The organism is Nguyenibacter sp. L1 (genome assembly GCF_035199985.1).
Classification (GTDB): domain Bacteria; phylum Pseudomonadota; class Alphaproteobacteria; order Acetobacterales; family Acetobacteraceae; genus Gluconacetobacter; species Gluconacetobacter vanlangensis.
Genome location: NZ_CP127015.1, coordinates 2,282,002 through 2,303,165 on the forward strand (window position 1 = coordinate 2,282,002; position 21,164 = coordinate 2,303,165).

The following is a 21,164-nucleotide window of genomic DNA, read 5'->3' on the forward strand; positions in this document are numbered from 1 at the left end:
ACGCGACGTGGCGGAAAAAGGAACGAGACGATGGTCGAATTCAGCCTGCCCAGGAACAGCAAGATCGGAAAGGGCCGCCTGTTTCCGGCGGCCCCGGGCGCCACGAACGTCAAGCCCTTCCGCGTCTATCGCTGGAACCCCGATGACGGGGCCAATCCGGTGGTCGATACGTACGAGATCGACCTGGACGCGATCGGCCCGATGGTGCTGGACGCGCTGATCCACATCAAGAACGACATCGACCCCACCCTGACCTTCCGGCGGTCGTGCCGCGAGGGGATCTGCGGATCCTGCGCGATGAATATCGACGGCGAGAACACGCTGGCGTGCCTGAAGCCGATCCGCGACGTGAAGAACGCGGTCTCGATCTATCCGCTGCCGCACATGCCCGTGGTCAAGGACCTGGTCCCCGACCTGAGCGGCGCCTATGCCCAGTTGCGCGCGATCGAGCCCTGGCTGAAATCCGACACCGCGCCGCCGCCGGATTCGGAACGCCGCCAGAGCGTCGCGGAACGCGCCGAGCTGGACGGGATGTGGGAATGCATCCTGTGCTTCTGCTGCACCACGTCCTGCCCATCCTATTGGTGGAACGGCGACCGGTATCTGGGGCCGGCCACGCTGCTGGCGGCCTATCGCTGGATCGCCGACAGCCGCGACGAGCATACCGGCGACCGGCTGGATGCGCTGGAGGATCCGCTGAAGCTGTATGCCTGCCGGACGATCATGAACTGCACCCAGACCTGCCCCAAGGGGCTGAACCCGGCCAAGGCGATCGCCCGGATCAAGGACCTGCAACTGGAACGCAAGATCTGACCCGGACGGGCACGGCGCGAACGCCGCGGGAGATTGACGAATGCGGCGCCGGATGGGACACATCCGGCGCCCTTTTTGTCCGAGGAAAGCGACCGCCTTGTTCGACGGAACCCTAGCCACGCCGGCCGAACGGCGACGGGCCTGGATCGACAGCCTGTTCGTCGATCATGCGATCTTCCGCCTGCCCTGGACCAATTTCGCCGCCGTCGTCCCGGGCAAGGTCTATCGCTGCAACCACCCCACCCCGCGCCGGCTGGCCGCGCTGACGCGGCGCCACGGCCTGCGGACGCTGGTCAATCTGCGCGGCCATCGCAAATGCGGGTCGGACGCGCTGTCGCGCGCGGCGGCGGCGCGGGTCGGGCTGACCCATCTGGACATGGCGTTCGAAAGCCGCGGCGCCCCGCATCGCGACCGCATCCTGCGCTTCGCGGCGCTGTACCGCACGCTGGACTTTCCGATGCTGATGCACTGCAAATCCGGCGCCGACCGGGCGGGGCTGGCATCGGGCCTGGTCATCCTGTTCGAGGGGGGCACCGCCGCGCAGGCCCTGCGGCAGCTTTCCTGGCGGTTCGGTCATTTCAGCCGTTCGCGCACCGGCATCCTGGATGCGTTCTTCCTGCGCTACCAGGCGGAAGCTGAGGGCAGGCTGCCCTTCCTGGACTGGGTTGGCACGGAATATGACGAGGCCAGGCTGCGCCGGGATTTCGTCGCCGGCCGCCTGTCCTCGTTCATCACCGACCGGGTGCTGCGCCGCGAATAGGGGCGGGCGGGCGCGGTTTTTCGGGGCCCTGCCCCGGACCCCGCCAAAGGCGGTGCCTTTGGAAACCATTTGTTTATCAATAAATTGAGGTCGAAGGCAGCGTCTTCGGCTATTCCGCGGGGACCATGGTCCGGATCAGGTTCAGCACGCGCCGGCGCACCGCCGGGTCGGTGATCTGATAATAGAGGCGCACCAGTTCGACGGCCTCGCGGCGCGAAAACAGGGTGAGTTCGCTGCCGGGCATGCCCATGCCGTCGGACAGGCCGCCGAACAATTGCTGCGCCTGGGCAAAATTGCCCCCCGCCGCCAGGCCGCGCGGGGCGGTCGCGCCCTCCAGCCCATCGAAGAAGAAGCTGACCGGCACGTCCAGCACATGCGTCAACTCGTATAGGCGTGAAGCGCTGACCCGGTTGGTGCCTCGTTCATATTTCTGCACCTGCTGAAATGTCAGCCCCAGCGCATCGCCCAGACGTTCCTGTGACATGCCCAGCAAGGTCCGCCGCAACCGGATCCGACTGCCAACATGGATATCCACAGGACTGGGCCCAGAACCTCGCTTGTCGGTCAAAAGAGTGGTCCACCCATGCGATCGCGTTTTCGACGACCGCGTTAAAGAATGATTAACTATTATAAGATCGCTCCGTCGGCCGCAATTTTCATACCCGATCACATTATGAACGAACGGCAGAATCCCGCGGCCCGTGCCGGCACGAGACGTACCGGAAACGGTATGGCTATAATAGAAAAGATTGGGCGGAAAACATGACGAGAACGAGGCGATCGCGCGACGGCGCGGATCGGTGATCCGCCTGCCGGCCTCAAAAATTCGTGCATGAATTTCATAAATTCATGGAATTCATGTATTTATGAAGCATCGTCACGTGACGGGGGTGATCCCACCTCATCACGACCTGCTCTAAACGGGACGTCGTCTCTGCGCTCTGCCGTGCCATGCCAGGGCCGGCAGCAGGACGCCCAGCGCCAGGATGACCGGAATCCAGCGGCCCCAGCGGCCGAACGGCGTCACCGGCAGCGCGCCGCCGATGGACACGACCAGGAAACCCTGGCGATTCCACCCCAGCCGGCCCAGTTCGCGCCCGTGGGCGTCGAACGCGGCCGTAATGCCGGTATTGGCCGCGCGGGCGATCGGCAGCCCCTCTTCCACCGCGCGCATGCGTACCGTGGCCAGATGCTGGCGCGGGCCGGCCGTGTTGCCGTACCAGGCGTCGTTGGTCACGTTCACCAGCCAGTCCGGCCGGTCATGGACATCGGCCACCTGGCCGGAAAAAATGACCTCGTAGCAGATCAGCGGCCCGACCGGGGACACGCCCGGCAGGTGCCAGGTCCGCGCCCCGGGCCCCGGCACCATCCCCGCGCCGGGCACCACGTGGAACGGCAGCAGCCAGGGATCGTACTCGCCGAACGGCACCAGGTGGGCCTTGTCGTACAAGCCGGCCACATGCCCGTCCGGTTCGGCCAGCGCGAGCACGCTGTTGCGCCACCGTCCGTCGCTGTCGCCGCGCAGCGTGCCGATCATGCCCGCCGCCGCGCCGGCGCCGGCCGCGGCGATCATCTGCCGCGCCAGGCCGTCTTCCGCCAGCAGGCCGGGAAAGGCGCTTTCGGGCCAGACATAGACCACGGGCCGGCCGCCCCGCGCCGGATCGGCCAGGGCCAGGGCCTGGGCCACCCCGGCGCGGGTCAGCGCCAGATAGCGCCGGAACACCGCGATATCGTCCTGCCGCGAGATCTTCAGCGTCTCGGGCACGTTGCCCTGCACCAGCACGGCGACCGGATTATGCCCCGGCGGGATCGGGCGCAGGGCCAGCAGCGCGCCGCCCAGCCCGGCCCACGCCGCCAGCCCGGCCAGTCCCGCCAACATGGCGCGGCGCCCGCCCAGCGGCAGCAGCGCCAGCAGCACCGTCAGCAGGGTCAGCCCGTCGACGCCGATCCAGGCGGCCGGCTGGATCATCACGTCGCCGGCCAGTCCGGCCATTTCCCAGGTGCTGCCCAGCGGATTCCACGGGAAACCGCTGAAGATGAACACCCGCCCCATATCGAACAGGGTCCATGTTCCGGCAAAGACCAGATTGCGCCGCCACCCGGCGGGCGCCAGCCGGCACAGCCCGGCCGGCAGGGCGGCGGCGGGCGCCAGCACCAGCGCACAGCCGGGAGCCGCCAGGGGCACCAGCCACCAGAACGTGTCGGCCCGCACCAGGATCGCATCGGCCAGCCAGTACAGACCCGCCGTATGCAGCCCCAGCCCGAACATGAAGCCACGCCGGCAGGCGCCGCGCCAGCCGGCCGCGCCGTCGATCGCGCGCATCAGGACGGGGAAACAGACCGCCAGCACCGGGAACAGATCGACCGGCGGAAAGGCCAGCGCGCCCAGCGCGCCGGCCAGCAGCATCAGCAGGTCGCCCCGCCAGCCGGCCGCTTCGTCCAGGCCGGCCGACAGCGCGCGCCACGGCCGGGCCGCGCGCGCGGGCGCATCCTCGATCGCCCTAATCGAGAGCGTCACGCAGGCGTCGTTCGTAATGGCGGTAATATTTGTCCGCCAGCAGTTCGCTCTTGACGATCACCGCGACGTCGGTGGTGTTGAACTGGTCGTCGACCACCGCGCCGTCGCCGACATAGCCCCCCAGCCGCAGATAGCCCTTGATCAGCGGCGGCAGCCGCGCCAGGCAGCGCCGGTGGTCCAGGGTATTGGGGTCGGTGCGCAGCATCTCCACCCGCCGGTGCGGCAGCGCGCGCAGGCGCAGGGCCGGGGGCGCCAGGTGGTTATGGTACAGATAGGTCAGTTCGTCGCTCAGCGGCCCGGGATCGATGCCCGGCAGGCTGGCGCAGCCGAACAGGACATCGATCCGGTGCAGGAAGATGTACGAGGCGATGCCCCGCCACAGCAACTGCATCGCCGCGCGGCCGCGATAATTCGGATCGACGCAGGATCGCCCGACCTCGAGCAGCCGGCCGGGAAATTCGGTCAGGGGCGACAGGTCATATTCGCCCGAACTGTAGAACCGGCCGATTTTCTGCGCGTTTTCGCCCTGCATCAGCCGGTAGGTCCCGACCACGCCCTTGGCGCCCGAGGAGACCGCGTGGTCGATCACCAGCAGATGGTCCGCGACATTGTCGAATTCATCGACGTCGCGGCGCGTGCGCAGGGTCCGTTCGTCGGGGCGCGCGCCCATTTCGTCGTAGAACACGCGATAGCGCAGCGCCTGCGCGGCATCGCGCTCGGCCTCGTTGGCGGCGATGCGCACGCCGAGATTGCCCGCCCGCAATTCGGGGAACCCGTTGCGCTCAAGCTCCAGGGTCGACAGGGACCGGACGGGTTGCTCGATACTCACCGTGACGATCCATCCTTCTGCTTCGCTGCGGGCTGCTTCGCGGCGGGGCGCGGCGCGGCCGGCCCGTCCAGCGCGGCGGCGGCCGGCTTTCGGCGGGCGAACAATTCCAGCCGGTGGGAGACCAGGTCGAAACCCAGGCGATCGGCGATACGTTTCATCAGCGCTGCATGTTCCGTATCCTCGAACTCGACGACCTTGCCGGTGTCCACATCGATCAGGTGATAATGGTCGCCTTCCTCGGTGGCCTCGTAACGCGCCCGGCCGCCGCCGAAATCGCGGCGCTCGAGGATGCCCTTCTCTTCCAGCAGGCGGACGGTGCGATAGACGGTGGCGACCGAAATCCGCGCATCCAGCCCGACGGCGCGGCGATAGAGTTCCTCGACGTCGGGATGGTCCTCGGCCTCGGACAGGACGCGGGCGATGACCCGGCGCTGTCCGGTCATCTTCAGACCCCGCTCGACACACATCCGCCCGATCCGCGACTCCATGGCGTCGCCGGCCGCTACCATGTCGACGGCCTTGTCCGAACATCAGACATCTGGTCCAACGAAGCTACCGCCTCCCCCTCGATAGGGCCCGTGCCGCCACCTTGCGTCCCTCTCAATCCTCGCGCTTGGTGCCTAGTCCGATTTTCCGCGCAAGGGACGAACGATGGCTGGCATAGTTCGGCGCCACCATCGGGTAGTCGTGCGGCAGGCCCCACCGCTCCCGATACTCGTCCGGGGTCAGGTTATAGGCGGTTTTCAGATGGCGCTTCAACATTTTCAGTTTCTTGCCGTCTTCCAGGCAGATAATGTAGTCGGGGAAGACGGATTTCTTCGGCGGCACGGCCGGAACCGGCCGCTCGGGCTCGGCCACGGCGCGGCCCAGCCCGTCGAGGGTGGCATAGATCTTCCGGATCAGATCGGGCAGAGAGGCCGCTTCGACGCCGTTGCCCGAGACATAGGCCGCCGCGATTTGCGCCGTCAGATCCCGCAAGCCGCCTTTGTTCATTTCCTGGGCCATACCCATATCCCGTCAGTCAAACAATCGGGTCCCTATATAATTGAACGGGCCCGCGCCGCAACTACGCCCAACAATAAGATGAACTGCCGGGAGTGATCCGTGACCGATAGTGAAACCGCCATCCTCGATATTACCGGCGAGACCTGTCCAATGACGTTCGTCCGGACCCGCCTGGCACTGGACCGGCTGCCGGCGGGCGGGCGGCTGCGGGTGCGGCTGCGCGGCGCGGTGCCGCTGGACAACGTGACGCGGAGCGCGCGTCAGCTCGGCCACGCCGTTGCCGGCGAGACCGGAACCGGGCAGGACGGACCGGACGCCGGCATCCATGAGATCCTGATCGTCAAGGCGGGCTGAGCGCCGGATGCGGCGCGGGCACGCGCGACAGGACGAGGGCGTCCGACCCGTCCGGATAATAGGCGCGCCGCCGCCCGATTTCGGCGAAGCCGGCGCCGCGGTACAGCGCCTGCGCCGCCGGATTGGCCGCCGAGACCTCGAGGAACAGCCGTGCCGCGCCGCGCCGCGCCGCCTGGTCCGCCAGCCAGGCCAGCAGGGCGTGCCCCAGCCCTTGCCGCCGGGCGTCGCCCGCCACCGCGAGGGTCAGGATCTCGGCCTCGTCCGCCACGACGCGCCCCATGATGAAGCCGCGCGGCACGGGTGCCGCCCGGTGCCACCCCAGCCCGGCCACCACCCCCGGCATGGACAGCAGCGTCTCCATCGCCGGCGCGTCCCAGCGTTCGGCGGGGGGAAAGGCGTCCGCGTGCAGTCCGGCCAGCAGGGGGCCGCTGAAGGGGCCGGCCGCGCGGATGGTGACCGGCTCCGGCCCCGATCCCGGTCCCGATTCCGGTCCGTTGCCTAACACGGTGCCGGCCGCAGCCCGGCGGCCGGCAGCCTGGCCTCGGGCGGATCGACGTAAAGCGGCAGCACGTCCCGTGCCGGCAGGCCGGATTCGCGCCGCGCCAGCGCCGCCCGGGCGATCATCCCGCTGTCCGGCACCGTCAGGCGCGACAGGACGATGTCGGATCGCCCGTCCCCCCGCGCGGCCAGGATGTCGGCGGCCGCGTCGCCCGCGAGAAGCAGCCGGCCCGGCGGCAGGGCGTAGTCCGCGACCGCGTGGGCCCGGACCGCGCCGTCCTGCTCGACGAAGATCCGGCCGCGTCGCGCCACCGACAGGCACAGCGCCGCGCGGTCCGCCCCGGCCTCCTGCCGCAGGTCGGGCGCCATGGCCTCGCCGGACGTCACCCCCACCAGGTCGCACCCCGCCCCCAGCGCCAGGCCGTGCGCCAGCGCCAGCGCGGCCCGCAGCCCGGTGAACGAGCCCGGGCCGATCACCGCGGCGATCAGATCCAGATCGCCGGGCCGCCAGCCGCATTCCGCCAGCAGGGCGGTACAGGCGGCGGGCATGGATTCCGCCCCGCCCCGCCCGGGCAGGACGCGCGTGGCCAACGTACGGATGGCGGCCCCGCGCGGGCCGCCGCCATCGTCGCCGGCGCCGTCCCGCGTTACGCAGCCCAGCAGCGCGGCCGCCCCCGGCCCGCCGGGCGCGCCGTTCAGCACAAGGATCCGCATCGTCATGCCGGTCCGGCGGTCAGAGCATCAGGCAGGCGTCGTCGAAGGCCAGGCGCGGCGCGCGCGGCCGCTCCGGCTCGCCGTCCGCATAGCCCAGGCAGACCAGGAGATTGGCCCGCCAGCCCTGTCCGGCCAGGAACGCGTCCTCGATCGCATAGGCGTCGAACCCCGAGATCGGCAGCACGTCCAGCCCCAGCGCGCGCGCGGCCAGGATCAGGTACCCGCCCTGCAGGGTGCCGTTGCGGAACGCCGTCTCCTCGGCCAGGCCGACATCGGCGGCGAACCAGGCGCGCAGGCCCGGTTCGGGATTCAGGTAGGCCAGCCGGTCGAAGAACAGCGGATCATGCGCCACGATCACGGTGACGGGCGCGGACAGCACCTTGTCCACATTGCCGGCCGACAAAGCGGGGCGCAGGCGTTCGCGGTTGTCGGGCGTGCGCAGGAACACGAAGCGCGCCGGCGAGCAATTGCCCGAGGTCGGACCCAGGCGGACCAGGTCGTACACGCTGCGCAGCGTCTCGTCGGAGACCGGCTCGTCACGCCAGCGCTCGGCCGTGCGGGCCGACCGGAACAGCAGGTCCAGTCCGGACTCGTCCAGAACCATCTCGTCGGTGCTCCCGTTCAGGCGTCCACCTGCTCGACCGCGATCACTTCGGGGACGTAATGCCGCAGCATGTTCTCGACCCCGTGCTTCAGCGTGGCGCGCGAGGACGGGCAACCCGAACACGCGCCCTGCATCGTCAGGCGCACCACCCCGTCGCGGTAGCCGCGGAACACGATATCGCCGCCGTCGCCGGCCACGGCGGGCCGCACCCGCGTATCCAGCAGTTCCTTGATCTGCTTGACGATGTCTTCGTCCTCGGGCGCGATGCGCTCTTCCTCGACCGCGGCGTCGGCCTCGATCGCCGTCATGCCGGACACGAAGAAATCGACCAGCACGGCCAGGATCTGCGGCTTCAGCGCCGACCAGTCGGCCGCGTCGTCCTTGGTCACCGCCACGAAATCGCCGCCCAGAAAGACCCTGGCGACGCCCGGCTGGCCGAACAGTGCATCGGCCAGCTTCGAACGGCCGCCGACGGCGTCCGGACTGACGAATTCCGCGGTGGCCCGGCCGGGCACGATGGTGCGGCCCGGCAGGAATTTCAGCGTCGCGGGATTGGGGGTGTCTTCGGTCTCGATGAACATGGGGGCGATCGTCCGGCAGGGGGCCATGCAGGCGGATGGAAGACGGCGGACAAAGCCGCCGGCGAAAACGGACTGTGCAAATCCTGTTCGCTTTCAGATGTGCCAAGATGGCCGCCAAAACAAGCCCCGATCGCATGGCGGGCCGGTTCGGCCCCCTTGTTGATTGCCGTTGTCCGCCGCGAAGATGACGAAATGGCAATGCGCGCTTGCGCGACGTCATGGCCGGAACGCGGAATCTCCCTGAAAATTCATTGACAGGCACCGTGCGGCTCTGGCCTTGCATGGAGCCCGGTCCGTGAACCATGATCCCCGGGGATTCGCCATCCGGCCGGGGCGCCCTTACGCACAGTCAGTCCGAGGCTTCGATACCAGATGACGTTCGCCCCGCTTTGTCGTTCGCTCCGCCACGCCCGTGCCGCCGGATGGCTGGCAGCGGCCTGCGCGTCGATGACGCTGCTGTCCGCCGGCGCACATGCCGAGCGCCTGGCCTTCGTCCTGAATTCGGCGGATGCGTCGGTCAGCGAATACGACATCGACACGCACCAGGAAATCCGGCGCATTCCCGTCCTGCGCGAACCGCACCACACGGCGCCCACCCCCGACGGCAAATATCTGCTGGTCGGCGACACGTCGGGCAACATGCTGTTCTTTCTGGATGCGCAGACCGGCGCGCGGGTGAAATCCATCCCCATCGCCGACCCGTACCAACTGCAATTCAGCCCGGACGGAAAATTCTTCACCGTCGCCGGGCTGGCCCGCAACCAGGTCGACATCTACGACGCGTCGGATTTCCAGCTTCTGCACCGCATCCATGTCGATGCCATGCCCAGCCATATGAATTACGCGCCCGATTCCTCGGTCGTCTATGTCAGCCTGCAGGACAGCGGCAAGCTGACGGCCATCGAGACCGCGACGGGCAAGGTGCTGTGGACCACCGATGTCGGGTCCACCCCCGCCGGCGTGCTGTGGCACAACGACCAGATCCTGGTGGGGGTCATGGGCACCGACTATGTCGCCGTCGTCGATCCGGCGACCGGGCACCTGGACCGCAAGATCGAGATGGCGCCGGGGCCGCACAACCTGTTCATCTCGCCCGACCACAAGCAGCTCTACGTCACCTGCCGCGTGTCGGGAATCATCGAGCGGCTGGATTGGAACACGCTGAACGTCGTGCAGTCCTATCGCGTGCCGGGCGGCCCGGACGACATCGTCTTCGCACCGGACGGCAAGATGTGGGCCACCCTGCGCTGGCGGCAGCATGTCGCGATCATCGACCCGGTCGGCGGGACGATCACGGAGACCATCCGCACCGGCCGCTCGCCGCACGGGATCTGGCTGAACACCAACCAGCCGTCGCTTCACCTGTCGATGGCCGACCGCCCCGTTCTGCCCACGCCCTGAGCGGCGCGCGGCAGCAGGATTTCCGCCCGCAGCCCGCCTTCATTCCGGTTGGACAGCACCAGGCGGCCGCCCTCTCGCGCGACCTCGCGGCTGACGATCGCCAGTCCGAGCCCCAGCCCGCCCGTCGCGCGCGAGCGTGAGCCCTCGACCCGGTAGAACGGGGTCAGCACCCGCGTCAGTTCGGCCTCGGGCAGGCCGGGCCCGTCGTCATCGACGCGGATCCGCAGCCCGTCGGGCTGCACCGACAGGCCGATCCGCGCCCCGCCGCCATAATTGACGGCATTGTCGATCAGATTGCCGAACACCCGCTTCATCGCCAGGGGGCGCAGCCGCGCCTGCCATTGCGCCGGACCGTCATAGGTCACGTCACGTCCCTGGTCGGCGGCATCGTCGGCCAGCGTGGCCAGGATCGACGCCAGGTCGACGACGCGCGGCGCCTCGGGGTCGTTTTCGCCGGACAGGTAGGCCAGCACGCCGCCGACCATCGCCTCCATCTCGGCCACGTCGCCCTCGATCGCGCGCTGCGCCTCCTGATCGTCCAGGAACCCGGCCCGCAGCCGCAGCCGGGCCAGCGGCGTGCGCAGATCGTGCGACACCGCGGCCAGGGCCTCGGTCCGGTCGGCGATCAGGCGGCGGATCCGGTCCTGCATGGCGTTGATCGCCCGGGCCAGGTGGCGCACTTCGCGCGGGCCCTTTTCCTCGACCGGGATCCATTGGCCCGATCCCACCCCGTCCGCGACGTCGGCCAGCGCGCGCAGCGGCATGCTGAGCGTATGGACCAGCATGGCCGCCGCCAGCAGCACCGCGCCCGCCAGGATCGCCGCCGAGGCGAGACCGCGCGTCATATGGTGGGGTTGCAGGATGTCGGGCGCCACGAAGCCGATCCGGCTGCCGTCCGGCAGGCGCAGGATCCCGCGGATGTCCGCGCTGCCGATCGTCGTCGGCGACAGGGTCAGCGCCGCGCCGCGCAGGATCTCGTGCCGCGCCGCCAGCCGGTCATGCAGGCTGCGCAGCACCTTGGGTTCGGCGCGCGCCGGCTTGTCCGTGCCCGGGGTCCGCCAGTCCAGCGTCAGATCCCCGGTCGAGAGCATGGCCGCCAGGATGGGACGCTGCGAGACCGGCGAGGCCAGCAGGACACGGGCGTCGATCGTCAGGCGTTCGCCGATCAGTTCGAGCTGCGTGTCGTCGACCGTGTAGGTCTCGGCCGCCTCGTAGAAGACCGAACTGCCGACGAACACCAGCGCCACCGCCGCCAGCAGCACGAAGGTGACGCGGCCGACCAGCCCGCGCGGCCACAGCGTGATCCGCCGCGCCCCGGGTGATGCCGGCCCGTTCTGCGGCGCCGCCATGACGGTCAGTGGCGTTCCACCGGCGCGGTGAAGATGTAGCCCATGCCCCGCACGGTGCGGATCAGGGTTTCGGACTCGCTGCCCAGCTTGCGGCGCAGGCGGCTGACCAGCACGTCGACGCTGCGGTCCGAGACGTCGCCCAGCCGGGTGCGCGACAGTTCCAGCAGCCGGTCGCGGCCGATCACCCGCTGCGGATTGTCCAGGAAACTGACCAGCAGGTCATGTTCCGCACCGGAGATCTCGACCACCGCGCCGGACGGATCGGTCAGTTCCCGCCGCCGCAGATCCAGCGTCCAGCCGTCGAATTTCAGGACCTCGCGCCGGGGCGTCCCGGCCGGGCTGGGCGGCGCCACGCCGCGTCGCAGCACCGCGCGCACGCGCGCCAGCAATTCCTTCTGGCCGAAGGGCTTGGCCACATAATCGTCGGCCCCGAGTTCCAGCCCCAGCACGCGATCCAGTTCCTCGCCCCGCGCCGAGACCATGATGATGGGCGTCTGCCGGTCCACCTGTCCGGCCGCTTCGGCGCCCGCGCTGCCCATGCCCATGCCGCCGCTGCGCAGCGACCGGCACAAATCGAGCCCGTTGCTGCCCGGCAGCATGACGTCCAGCACGATCAGGTCGGCCGGCGACGCGGCCAGGGCGGCCCACATCTCGCGCCCGTCCTGCACGCCCCGCACCCGGTAGCCGTCCCCCTGCAGCACACGCACGAGCAGGGTGCGCATGCCTGGATCGTCCTCGACGACCAGGATGCGGGCGGGCAGATCGGCGTCGGAATAGGTCTGGGGCATCGTCACGGGAGAGATCGGGCCTTTGGAACGCGGACTGGGCCGCTTGATTATGCGGCCCACAGGATACCGTACAAGCCGATGCGACGAAAACCATCCCCCAAAGACAAAGCCGGGCGGAGGACACCGCCCGGCTGTGCCGGCAACAGATCAGCGCATGCGAATCCATGCATGAGGATCGGCGTGAAAGCGGTCAGTGATGCGCCGACAGTTTCAGGACCCACAATTGCGCGATGGCGCGCGCGCCGTTGTCGCCGCCCACCGTCTTGAGCGTGGCGACGGCGTCCGCGTTGCGACCGGCCGCCATCTGGGCCAGGCCGTAATGCAGCCTGGCGATGTTCGGGTCCAGCGGCCCCTTCGCCAGACCCTGGCGCATGATGGCCAGTCCCTTGTCGGCCTGGCCGAACGTCACGTAATTATACCCGACGGTCAGCAGGGAATTGCCGGTCGGCGCCTGCTGCGCGGCGGCTTCGTCCGCCGCGATCGCCGCCTTGCGGTCGGACACGGCCTTTACGACCATGGCCTTCAGCCTGGCCTCGCGCGCCGCGCCGGCATCCTTGCCCAGCACGCCGCCGGCATAGCCGGCATTCATCAGGTCCAGCGCAAGCTGCGGCAGGCCGGCCTGCATCGCCAGCTCGGTCATGTCCATGTAGTCGGCCGGGGCCGTCAGCACGCCCGCCGCCTGGCGGATGCGATAGACATCGAGCTGCAGCGCGGGCGACACTTTCGGGTCGACCATCAGGCCATGCAGGATCAGCGCCCAATATTCGGGCTTGGGATAATAGGACACCAGTTGGACATAGGTGTCGTTCAGGCCGGTCAGATCCTTCTGCTGCGTCTGGCATGCGGCCAGCAACTGCAACTGGGATTCGGCGGGGGCCTTGCCGGCCTTGATCTCCTCGGCGATCTGCGCCTGCTGCACGCGCGCCGCGTTGGCATAGTCGCGCTGCAGGTAATAGGACTGGATCAGCAGCGTTTCCATCGCCGGATTGCTGCCCGCCACCTTCAGGTAGCGCTCGATGCCGGCGACCGCGCGGGGGTAGTCCTTCGCGGTATAGGCCATGGTGGCCTCGGCCATCATCATCTGCAGCTTGGCGTCCTTGGGCGTGCGGCCGGACGCGATCAGCTTGTCATAGGCGGCGGTCGCCGCGGCCACGTTGCCCGACTGCGCCGCGACGGCGGCACGCATCTGGGTGATGGTATAGTCTTCGTACTCGCTCTTGCCCGGCACCGCCGCCGCGGCGTCGACCGCGCTCATGGCCTTGGCATAATTATGCGCGGCCAGCGCGGCCTGCGCCTGCTGCAACGGCTTGCCGACCTTCATGCTCAGCGTATCTGCCGCCGAGGCGGGCTGGACAAGGGCTGCCGAAGCGGAAAATGCAACGATCGCGCCGGCGAGACGGCCGGCGCGGAACAGACATGACGACATCAGCTCATTGTCCTTCCATGAACTGATCCTGACCTACGATACCCAGCTTGGTGATGCCAAGCCTCTGGCAATCCGCAAGGACGTGCGCCACGGTCTTGTAGTCGGCCAAGCGGTTCGGATGGATATGCATCTCGGGCTGGTCGGGCATGGCGGCAGCGGACGTGATATGGGCCTGCAGCGACGCTTCGTCCGTGATCGGCTCGCCGTTCCAGCTAATGCTGTTGTCGAAATCGATCGCCAGCGTCACGACCTTCGGCACTTCGGTCGAAGGCGGCGGATTGCCCTGCGGCAGGTCCAGCGCGACCGAATGCGTCTGCAGCGGAATGGTGATGATCAGCATGATCAGCAGCACCAACATGACGTCGATCAGCGGCGTCGTGTTGATATCGACAATGCCTTCGTCTTCGGTAGTGCCTTCGGTGCCGACACTCATGGCCATGGCGATGTACTCTCTAAAAAGCGCGGGTCAACGAACCTGCCGTCCGGACCGATCGCGGATCGGCGGCGGGATGGCGGCACCGAGGCCCTGATGTGGGATCTCCCGGAGGGCCCGGCGCCGCCTGGACGGCGCCGGGTGTCCTGTTGCCTCAATCCGAGTGCGGTTGCTCGGTAATGAAGTCCACGTGATAGATCCCGGCCTCCTGACAGGTCGCGATCACCCGCCCGACGGATTCGTACCGGGACTTGGCATCGCCGCGGATCTGGATCTGAGGCTGCGGCTTCAGCACCGCAATCTTCTCCAGCCGGTCCAGAAGGTCGGCGCGACTTTTGATCGCGACCTCGTTCCAGTAGACCTGTCCGTTCTCGGTCACGGCCAGCACCACGTTTCCGGGCTTGGTCTGCGTGGGCTGGTTGGCGTCCCGCGGCAGGGTGACCTTGATCGTATGTGTTGCGACTGGGATGGTGATCAGGAAGATGATCAGCAGCACCAGCATGACGTCGACAAGCGGAGTGGTGTTGATGGCGGACACCACCTCGTCTTCATCGCCGCCGCCTCCGACTTGCATCGCCATGTTCAGGCAACCCGGTTGGAGGTGGTGGTGGTGGTCGGCGAGCTGTCGGGACGGACCGTGATGTCCGGGGAGACGCCGTGGCGGAAGCCGCCCAGCAGGATGGACTGCAGGTCGGCCGCGAAATTGCGGACCTTGTCCATCGCGCCCTTGTTGCGGCGGACCAGCAGGTTGTAGCCCAGCACGGCCGGAACGGCGGTGCCCAGACCGATCGCGGTCATGATCAGCGATTCACCGACCGGGCCGGCGACCTTGTCGATCGACGCCTGGCCCGCGATGCCGATGGCGGTCAGGGCGTGATAGATACCCCACACGGTGCCGAACAGGCCGACGAACGGCGAGGTCGAGCCGACGGTGCCGAGGAACGCCAGGCCGCCCTGCAGGCGGGACTGGATGGTGTCGACCGCGCGCTGGATCGACATCGAGGTCCAGCTATGCAGGTCGATCGATTCCTGCATCGTGCCTTCGTGGTGCTCGGCGGCGACGATGCCGGTGTCGGCGATGTAGCGGAACGGCGAGGAGGGCTTCAGCGCCGCGGCGCCTTCCTGGATCGAGGACTTGGTCCAGAAGGTCTTCGCCGCTTCCTTGGCGGCCGAGAACATGCGCGCCTGCTCGAAGAACTTCGTGACCATGATGTACCACGTGCCCAGCGACATGCCGACCATGATCAGCAGGACGCCGCGCGCGATGATGTCGCCGTTGCGCCACAGCGCATCCAGGCCGTAGGGGTTGCCGGCCGGCTTGGGGGCGGCGGCTTCGACCGGCGGGGTCGCCGGAGCGGCGGGCGCCGGAGCCGAGGCGTCGGGGGCCGGAGCGGGAGCGGCGGCAGCCGGGGCGGCGGCGTCGGGCGTGGCCGGAGCGGCGGGCGCGGGCGCCGAAGCGTCGGCCGGGGCCGGGGTTGCGGCCGGCGCGGCGGCGGCCGGCGCCGACGCGTCAGGAGCGGGAGCGGCGGCCGGAGCGGCGGACTGTGCATCCTGGGCGACCGCAATCACGGGCGACGAGACGCTCAGAACGGCTGCGAGGGCCGACGCGGCAACGACAGGAACACGGTGCAGTCTGGTCATGTACTCCAAATCCTCTGTGGTAGATGGCCCGGTTTCCGGAACCACGGGGCCGCCCTGCTGATCGGTCGGGCGGACCCCGGTAACTCGGGTGAACTTGGTGGACTTCAGTCGTCGTTGCTGAGCCTGAAGGTGATCGTGTACGGGTGGTGGAATTCCTTGATGGGAACGCCATTCTTCACCGCGGGCTGATACCTGGCGCGGCGGACGTAATCGAGCGCCGCCTGGGCGAAGGCCTGGCCACCCTGCACGCTGGTCACGGCGCAGTTGGTGGTTTCGCCCGACGGTTCCACGTCGCACACCACGGTCACGCGGCCCTCACGATTTTCCTCGAGCATGTCCTCGGGATATTCGAGCTTGACGTTGTTGACCGGACGCGCGCCCGCCAGGTGATCGGGAACCGGCGGCCCCACGGGCGCGCTCGGCGCCGGCGGCACGGGCGGCGACGGCGGAACCGGCTTCGGCGGCGGCGTATGCGTCACCTGGCGGATCACCTGCTGCGGCGGCGGCTGGATCTGGATCTTCGGCGGCGGGATGTACGGCGGCGGCGGCTGCGTCATCACCGGCGGCGGGGGCGGCGGCGGCGGCGGCGGCGGCGGCTTGGGCTCGGTGATAATCTTGGTCTGGATAGGCGGACGCAGCTCCTGGACGATTTTCTGCCCAAGACCGTTCATCAACGCCCAGATCAGAACCACGTGCAGGAGAACAACGACAGTGATCCCGATGATATGTTTCGTCGGACTGCGTTGTTGTTCCGCGTAGTTCATGTCGAAACCTCCTCAAAACTCTCCGCGCCGGTTTCGGCACTCGACACCACAACAAGTCAGGACCACTGAAACGGCACCGGGACCGGCCCCGGGACGAACCCGGAACATGTGCCGCGGCGCGGACCGCCGACACATTTCGGACACACGAAAGCCGCATCGGAGACCATCGTCCCCTGCGTTACGACCTGGCTGGAGAGGCACCGAAATGCCTCCAAGCCCTTGAATTGGGCTATTGGCACCCCCTGATGTCAAGCAAGATATTTATCGAATTTGAATCGAGCAATTTGTCATCATTGGCCTAAAAATTGCCCACATTAACAACATGTCACAAACGGCTAAAAACTCGCGTTTTTTGAGAATGCAGCCAAGAATCTGCCATTTTTTGCGCCGTCGCTTGTTTCGGCCGCCGGACGGTCCGCCGGATTGCGCCGCCCGTTCGGCAGGCCACGAACCCGCGATCACCCGTGATCAAATAAAAACGAAAGGGGTGGTTTCGGATCGATATCGATCCGTTCAAGGTGCGGTCGCGCAATAAATGCAAAATGGCCGGCGCGGAAACGGAAGCGTGAAAAAGGCATAAAAAAAGGCGGGGACGGCCTTGGCCGTCCCCGCCCCGTACCTGCCGGCCAGGCAATAACCGACTACTGGGCGGCCGCGCTGGCCTCGGAGCGCGTGGCGCCGACCCGGGCGGCCAGGGCGGCCGCCATGAAATCGTCCAGGTCGCCGTCCAGCACGGCATCGGGATTGCCGCGCTCGACATTGGTCCGCAGGTCCTTGACCAACTGGTACGGCGCCAGGACGTAGGAGCGGATCTGGTGGCCCCAGCCGATATCGGTCTTCGCGGCCTCGGTCTGGGCGGCGGCGGCCTCGCGCCGCTGCAGTTCCTGCTCGTACAGCCGGGCCTTCAGCATCGTCATCGCGGTCGCGCGGTTGCGGTGCTGCGACCGGTCGGTCTGGCAGGCGACGACGATGCCGGTCGGGACGTGGGTGATGCGGATGGCCGATTCCGTCTTGTTGACGTGCTGGCCGCCGGCGCCCGAGGCCCGGAACGTGTCGACCTTCAGGTCGGACTCGTTGATCTCGATCTCGATCGAATCATCGACCACCGGATAGACCCAGACCGACGCGAACGAGGTCTGACGCCGCGCCGCCGCGTCGAAGGGCGAGATCCGCACCAGGCGATGCACCCCGGCCTCGGTCTTCAGCCAGCCATAGGCATTGGGCCCCGAGACCTGGATCGTCGCCGATTTCAATCCCGCCTGCTCGCCTTCGGAACTTTCCATCAGCGTGACCTTGTAGCCGTGCTGCTCGGCCCAGCGGGTATACATGCGCAGCAGCATCTCGGCCCAGTCCTGGGCCTCGGTCCCGCCGGCGCCGGCATTGACTTCCAGATAGCAGTCATTGCCGTCGGCCTCGCCGGACAGCAGGCTCTCGGTCTCGCGCCGCTTGGCTTCCTCCGCCAGGGCGCGCAGCATCAGCACCGCGTCCTTCAGGACGCCGTCATCGCCTTCCATCTCGGCCAGCTCGACCAGCTCCAGCGCGTCGCGGACGTCGGCTTCCAGCCGCTGCACGCCTTCGACCTGGCCGGCCAGCAGCGTGCGCTCGCGCATCAGCTTCTGGGCGGCGTCCGGATCGTTCCACAGATCCGGATCCTCCGCCCGGTTGTTCAGTTCGGCCAGGCGGCCCAGGGCGACATCCCAGTCAAAGATGCCTCCTCAGCAGCGCCACCGACTGCTTGATCTGGTCGTTGAGGGATTCGCTCTCGGCAGACATGGAACGGGATCTCCGTCAGAAAAAATGGCGGCCCACCGGGGATGGAGGATGGGCCGGGCGGATATGGGCGATGCGCCGCGTCAATACAGCCCGCCCATGCCGATGTCACCCCCGCCGGCCGGTTGCGGCGGGACCTTGGGCTGCCCGCCCGTCGCCGCCGTACCCGGCACCGTCGTGCCCGGTACCGTCGTATCCGGCGCCGTGGTGCCCTGGGCTCCGGCGGTGGGCGAGGCCGCCATGTCGCTTTCGGAATCCGGCATGTTCTCGGCCCCCGTGTCGGCGGCCGTCAGCGCGCCGGTCACGTTCGCATACAGATCGGCGCTGACGCCCGGAATCTGGTCGGGCTTGAACGCGTCCACCGCCATGACCCGGCCGGTGTCGTAGCGCGCCAGCGTCACCCCCGGGGGCACCGGGAAATCCAGCCTGGGCCGGTCGGCCAGCACCGCCTTCATCACCTGGTTCCAGATCGGGCCGGCGATGTTGCCGCCGGTCTCGTTCTTGCCCAGGCTTTGCGGCGCGTCGAACCCGACCCAGACGACGGTGACGATGTCGGGCGAGAACCCCGCGAACCAGGCATCGTTGAAATCCTGGCTGGTGCCGGTCTTGCCCGCGATCGGCCGGTCGATCCCATCGCCGGCCGGCTTGCCGGTGCCCTGCCGGATCACGTCCTCCATCATGCTCAGGATCTGGAAGCTGCTTTCCGGCGAGGCGATCTGCGGCCGCGTATCGGCCAGCAGCGGCCCGTCCGCCGGAACCGCCCCCACGCCCCCGCCGGACACGGCGGCCGCCGGCGGCGTGGCGAAGGCGGGGGCGGGGGCGGGAGCATCCGGCACGACGCCGGGCGGCGTTTCGGGCGGTGTTCCGGGCGCCGCGGCCGGTGCGGCCTGCGGCGCGGCCGCCGCCAGGCCCAGGCCCGCCGGCCGCCACAGCACATGGCCGTCGCGATCCTGCACGTCGTCGATCAGGGTGGGCGTGACCAGCCGCCCGCCCGCCGCGATGGCGGCATAGGCCCCGGCCTCACGCAGGACGGTGGTTTCCACCGCGCCCAGGGCGGCGGGCAGGACGTGCGGCATGGCGTCGACCAGGTGCAGCCTGATCGCCATGTCGGCCACCGACTTCATGCCGATATGCGCCGCCAGGCGGATCGTCACCAGGTTGCGCGATTCCCGCAGCGCGTCATGCAGCGTCGTGGGGCCCCAGAAATCCTTCTCGTAATTGTTCGGGTGCCAGCTTCCGTACGAGACGGGCGAGTCGTCGAATTTCTGCGACGGCGAGATCCCCTGCTCCATCGCCGTCAGATAGACGAACGGCTTGAAGGACGATCCGGGCTGGCGCAGCGCCTGGGTGGCGCGGTTGAACTGCGACGCGTTGAACGACCAGCCGCCGACCATCGCCAGCACCCGGCCGCTATGCACGTCCATCGTCACCAGCGCGCCCTCGACATGCGGGATCTGCCGCAGGGCGACCCCGCCGCCGTCGGCCTGGGGTTCGATCAGCACCAGGTCGCCCGCGCGCGGCAGGCGGAAACGCCGGGCCCATGCCAGGTCGCGGGCCAGCAGCCGGCCGGTGCGCGGCGTGGGCTGGGCGGGCAATCCGTCCAGCCAGCCGACCTCGCCCGTCGCCGGCGACAGCACCACCGCCAGGCGCCAGGCATTCAGCATGCCCGGGGGCGGGGCGGCGTGGGCCAGGGCGCCCTGCCAGTCGCCGGTCACCGTCGCGCGGGCGACGGCGACATCGTCCAGGTGGCCGACCGGCCCGCGCCAGCCGCCATGCGCGCGGTCATAGGCCATCAGCCCGTCGCGCACCGCCTTGGTCGCGATCTGCTGCAGGTGCGGATCCAGGCTGGTGTGCACCGCCAGCCCGCCCTGCATCGTCATGTCCTGGCCGTAGCGCTCGATCAACTGGCGGCGCACCTCTTCGGCGAACCATTCCGAACCCGGGACCGGCCCGGGCCGGACGAAGGATTGCGGCATCAGCGGCTCGGCCTGCGCGGCGCGGGCCTCGTCCCAGGTGATCGCCCCGACCTCGGCCATGCGCTGCAGCACGAAATCGCGGCGTTCCTTGGCCTGCTCGGGATAGCGGTACGGATTATAGTTGGTCGGCGATTTCGGCAGCCCCCCCAGGAAGGCGGCCTGCGCGATGTCCAGTTGGTCCAGCGGCTTGTTGAAATAGGTCTGGGCCGCCGCCCCCACGCCATAGGCCCCGGCCCCCAGATAGATCTCGTTCAGATAGATCTCCAGGATCTTGTCCTTGGACAGGGTCTGCTCGATGCGGATCGCCAGCAGGGCTTCCTTGGCCTTGCGCGCGAGCGACACGGCGTTCGAGCCCAGCAGCATGACGCGCGCCACCTGCTGCGTGATGGTCGAGGCGCCGAGCGGACGCCGCCCCTTGCGCATCGTCAGATCGGTCAGCGCGGCCCGGGCGATCGCGAACGGATCGACGCCGCCATGGCTGTAGAATTTCTGGTCCTCGACCGCGATGAAGGCGTTCTTCACCCGGTCCGGGATGGCGGCATAGGGCACGAAGATCCGGCGTTCCGCCGCCAGTTCCGCCATCACCCGGTCGTCGCCGGAATAAAGGCGGCTCATCACCGGGGGCTGATAGGTCCGCAGCCCGTCCACGGTCGGCAGGTCGGCCACCAACTGCTCGTATTTCGTCCATACCGCCAGGCTGCCGGCCGCGACGACCAGCAGCAGCAGCGCCAGCCCGCCCCCCAGCAGGCGCCGTACCAGGCGATAGCGCGGCCGGCGCGGCCCGCCGGCCCCACCCAGGCCGAACCCCCGCGCGCGGGGGGCCGCGCCGGGCGGACCGCCGGCGGCGGCGTCGCCACCGGCGCGCGAGGTCACGAGCATCCGGCCGTCATGGCCTGATCCATGAGGGCCTGATCCATTAGGAAAATTCATCCGAGGTCCA

Annotated in this window: 22 protein-coding genes; 4 read left to right on the top strand and 18 right to left on the bottom strand. The window is 68.6% G+C overall.

Going from position 1 to position 21,164, the window contains the following annotated elements:
* Window positions 1-30 precede the first annotated feature (30 nt).
* Window positions 31-813, top strand: a complete 783-nt coding sequence (locus tag QN315_RS10255; protein ID WP_176641330.1) for a succinate dehydrogenase iron-sulfur subunit — start codon at window positions 31-33, stop codon at window positions 811-813.
* Between the two features lie 97 nt (window positions 814-910).
* The gene (locus QN315_RS10260) at window positions 911-1,573 is read left to right on the top strand and encodes a protein tyrosine phosphatase (protein ID WP_323989176.1); all 663 of its coding nucleotides are present in this window, start codon (window positions 911-913) and stop codon (window positions 1,571-1,573) included.
* A gap of 109 nt (window positions 1,574-1,682) precedes the next feature.
* Here the strand turns inward: QN315_RS10260 and QN315_RS10265 are convergent, their stop codons facing one another.
* From QN315_RS10265 to QN315_RS10285, 5 genes are all read right to left on the bottom strand, one after another.
* Entirely contained in the window at window positions 1,683-2,141 is a 459-nt protein-coding gene (locus tag QN315_RS10265; protein WP_323989178.1) for a helix-turn-helix domain-containing protein, read from the bottom strand.
* A 348-nt stretch (window positions 2,142-2,489) separates the two neighbouring features.
* Window positions 2,490-3,980 (bottom strand): apolipoprotein N-acyltransferase, encoded by a 1,491-nt coding sequence (gene lnt, locus QN315_RS10270; protein WP_323993377.1) that lies wholly within the window; start codon window positions 3,978-3,980, stop codon window positions 2,490-2,492.
* Window positions 3,981-4,074: 94 nt separating this feature from the next.
* Window positions 4,075-4,920, bottom strand: a complete 846-nt coding sequence (locus QN315_RS10275; RefSeq protein WP_176641115.1) for a GNAT family N-acetyltransferase — start codon at window positions 4,918-4,920, stop codon at window positions 4,075-4,077.
* On the bottom strand, window positions 4,917-5,429 hold the full coding sequence (locus QN315_RS10280; protein ID WP_323989179.1) for a Fur family transcriptional regulator: 513 nt from the start codon (window positions 5,427-5,429) through the stop codon (window positions 4,917-4,919). The genes QN315_RS10275 and QN315_RS10280 overlap by 4 nt, the downstream gene beginning before the upstream one ends.
* Before the next feature lie 91 nt (window positions 5,430-5,520).
* The gene (locus QN315_RS10285; protein ID WP_323989181.1) at window positions 5,521-5,925 is read right to left on the bottom strand and encodes a MucR family transcriptional regulator; all 405 of its coding nucleotides are present in this window, start codon (window positions 5,923-5,925) and stop codon (window positions 5,521-5,523) included.
* Between the two features lie 99 nt (window positions 5,926-6,024).
* Here QN315_RS10285 and QN315_RS10290 point away from each other — a divergent pair, with 99 nt between their 5' ends.
* On the top strand, window positions 6,025-6,279 hold the full coding sequence (locus QN315_RS10290; protein ID WP_323989182.1) for a sulfurtransferase TusA family protein: 255 nt from the start codon (window positions 6,025-6,027) through the stop codon (window positions 6,277-6,279).
* Here QN315_RS10290 and rimI read toward each other — a convergent pair.
* The 4 genes from rimI to QN315_RS10310 are packed head-to-tail and all read right to left on the bottom strand — an operon-like array spanning window position 6,266 to window position 8,676.
* On the bottom strand, window positions 6,266-6,784 hold the full coding sequence (gene rimI / locus QN315_RS10295; protein WP_408904506.1) for a ribosomal protein S18-alanine N-acetyltransferase: 519 nt from the start codon (window positions 6,782-6,784) through the stop codon (window positions 6,266-6,268). The two genes, QN315_RS10290 and rimI, sit on opposite strands and share 14 nt — an antisense overlap.
* Entirely contained in the window at window positions 6,778-7,491 is a 714-nt protein-coding gene (tsaB, locus tag QN315_RS10300) for a tRNA (adenosine(37)-N6)-threonylcarbamoyltransferase complex dimerization subunit type 1 TsaB (protein ID WP_323989183.1), read from the bottom strand. The genes rimI and tsaB overlap by 7 nt, the downstream gene beginning before the upstream one ends.
* A gap of 19 nt (window positions 7,492-7,510) precedes the next feature.
* Window positions 7,511-8,095 carry a malonic semialdehyde reductase gene (locus QN315_RS10305; protein ID WP_323989184.1) on the bottom strand — a complete coding sequence of 195 codons (585 nt, stop codon included), beginning with the start codon at window positions 8,093-8,095 and terminating at the stop codon, window positions 7,511-7,513.
* 17 nt (window positions 8,096-8,112) lie between these two features.
* A complete protein-coding gene (locus tag QN315_RS10310) occupies window positions 8,113-8,676 on the bottom strand; it encodes a NifU family protein (RefSeq protein WP_323989185.1) in 564 nt (187 codons plus the stop codon).
* Window positions 8,677-9,048: 372 nt separating this feature from the next.
* Here QN315_RS10310 and QN315_RS10315 point away from each other — a divergent pair, with 372 nt between their 5' ends.
* Window positions 9,049-10,077, top strand: coding sequence for a PQQ-binding-like beta-propeller repeat protein (locus QN315_RS10315; RefSeq protein WP_323989187.1), 1,029 nt, complete (start codon window positions 9,049-9,051; stop codon window positions 10,075-10,077).
* Here the strand turns inward: QN315_RS10315 and QN315_RS10320 are convergent.
* The 9 genes from QN315_RS10320 to QN315_RS10360 all read right to left on the bottom strand — a co-directional run bounded on the left by QN315_RS10320 (window position 10,035) and on the right by QN315_RS10360 (window position 21,103).
* Window positions 10,035-11,426, bottom strand: a complete 1,392-nt coding sequence (locus QN315_RS10320) for an ATP-binding protein (RefSeq protein ID WP_323989188.1) — start codon at window positions 11,424-11,426, stop codon at window positions 10,035-10,037. The genes QN315_RS10315 and QN315_RS10320 overlap by 43 nt on opposite strands.
* 5 nt (window positions 11,427-11,431) lie before the next feature.
* Window positions 11,432-12,214, bottom strand: a complete 783-nt coding sequence (locus tag QN315_RS10325; protein WP_323993381.1) for a response regulator transcription factor — start codon at window positions 12,212-12,214, stop codon at window positions 11,432-11,434.
* A gap of 190 nt (window positions 12,215-12,404) precedes the next feature.
* Window positions 12,405-13,640, bottom strand: coding sequence for a hypothetical protein (locus QN315_RS10330; protein WP_323989189.1), 1,236 nt, complete (start codon window positions 13,638-13,640; stop codon window positions 12,405-12,407).
* A gap of 4 nt (window positions 13,641-13,644) precedes the next feature.
* Window positions 13,645-14,079 carry a biopolymer transporter ExbD gene (locus QN315_RS10335; RefSeq protein ID WP_176640582.1) on the bottom strand — a complete coding sequence of 145 codons (435 nt, stop codon included), beginning with the start codon at window positions 14,077-14,079 and terminating at the stop codon, window positions 13,645-13,647.
* A gap of 148 nt (window positions 14,080-14,227) precedes the next feature.
* Window positions 14,228-14,653, bottom strand: coding sequence for a biopolymer transporter ExbD (locus QN315_RS10340; protein WP_323989190.1), 426 nt, complete (start codon window positions 14,651-14,653; stop codon window positions 14,228-14,230).
* 2 nt (window positions 14,654-14,655) lie between these two features.
* Window positions 14,656-15,714 (bottom strand): MotA/TolQ/ExbB proton channel family protein, encoded by a 1,059-nt coding sequence (locus QN315_RS10345; protein ID WP_323989191.1) that lies wholly within the window; start codon window positions 15,712-15,714, stop codon window positions 14,656-14,658.
* 104 nt (window positions 15,715-15,818) lie between these two features.
* Complete coding sequence (locus QN315_RS10350; RefSeq protein ID WP_323989192.1) at window positions 15,819-16,478, bottom strand: energy transducer TonB; 660 nt, start codon at window positions 16,476-16,478, stop codon at window positions 15,819-15,821.
* Window positions 16,479-17,119: 641 nt separating this feature from the next.
* A protein-coding gene (gene prfB / locus QN315_RS10355) for a peptide chain release factor 2 (RefSeq protein ID WP_323989193.1) occupies window positions 17,120-18,251 on the bottom strand; the annotation gives its coding sequence in 2 pieces (ribosomal slippage) (window positions 17,120-18,181 and window positions 18,183-18,251; 1,131 coding nt in all).
* Window positions 18,252-18,331: 80 nt separating this feature from the next.
* Window positions 18,332-21,103: a PBP1A family penicillin-binding protein gene (locus tag QN315_RS10360; protein ID WP_323989195.1), complete on the bottom strand. Its 2,772-nt coding sequence runs from the start codon at window positions 21,101-21,103 to the stop codon at window positions 18,332-18,334.
* Between the last annotated feature and the right edge of the window lie 61 nt (window positions 21,104-21,164).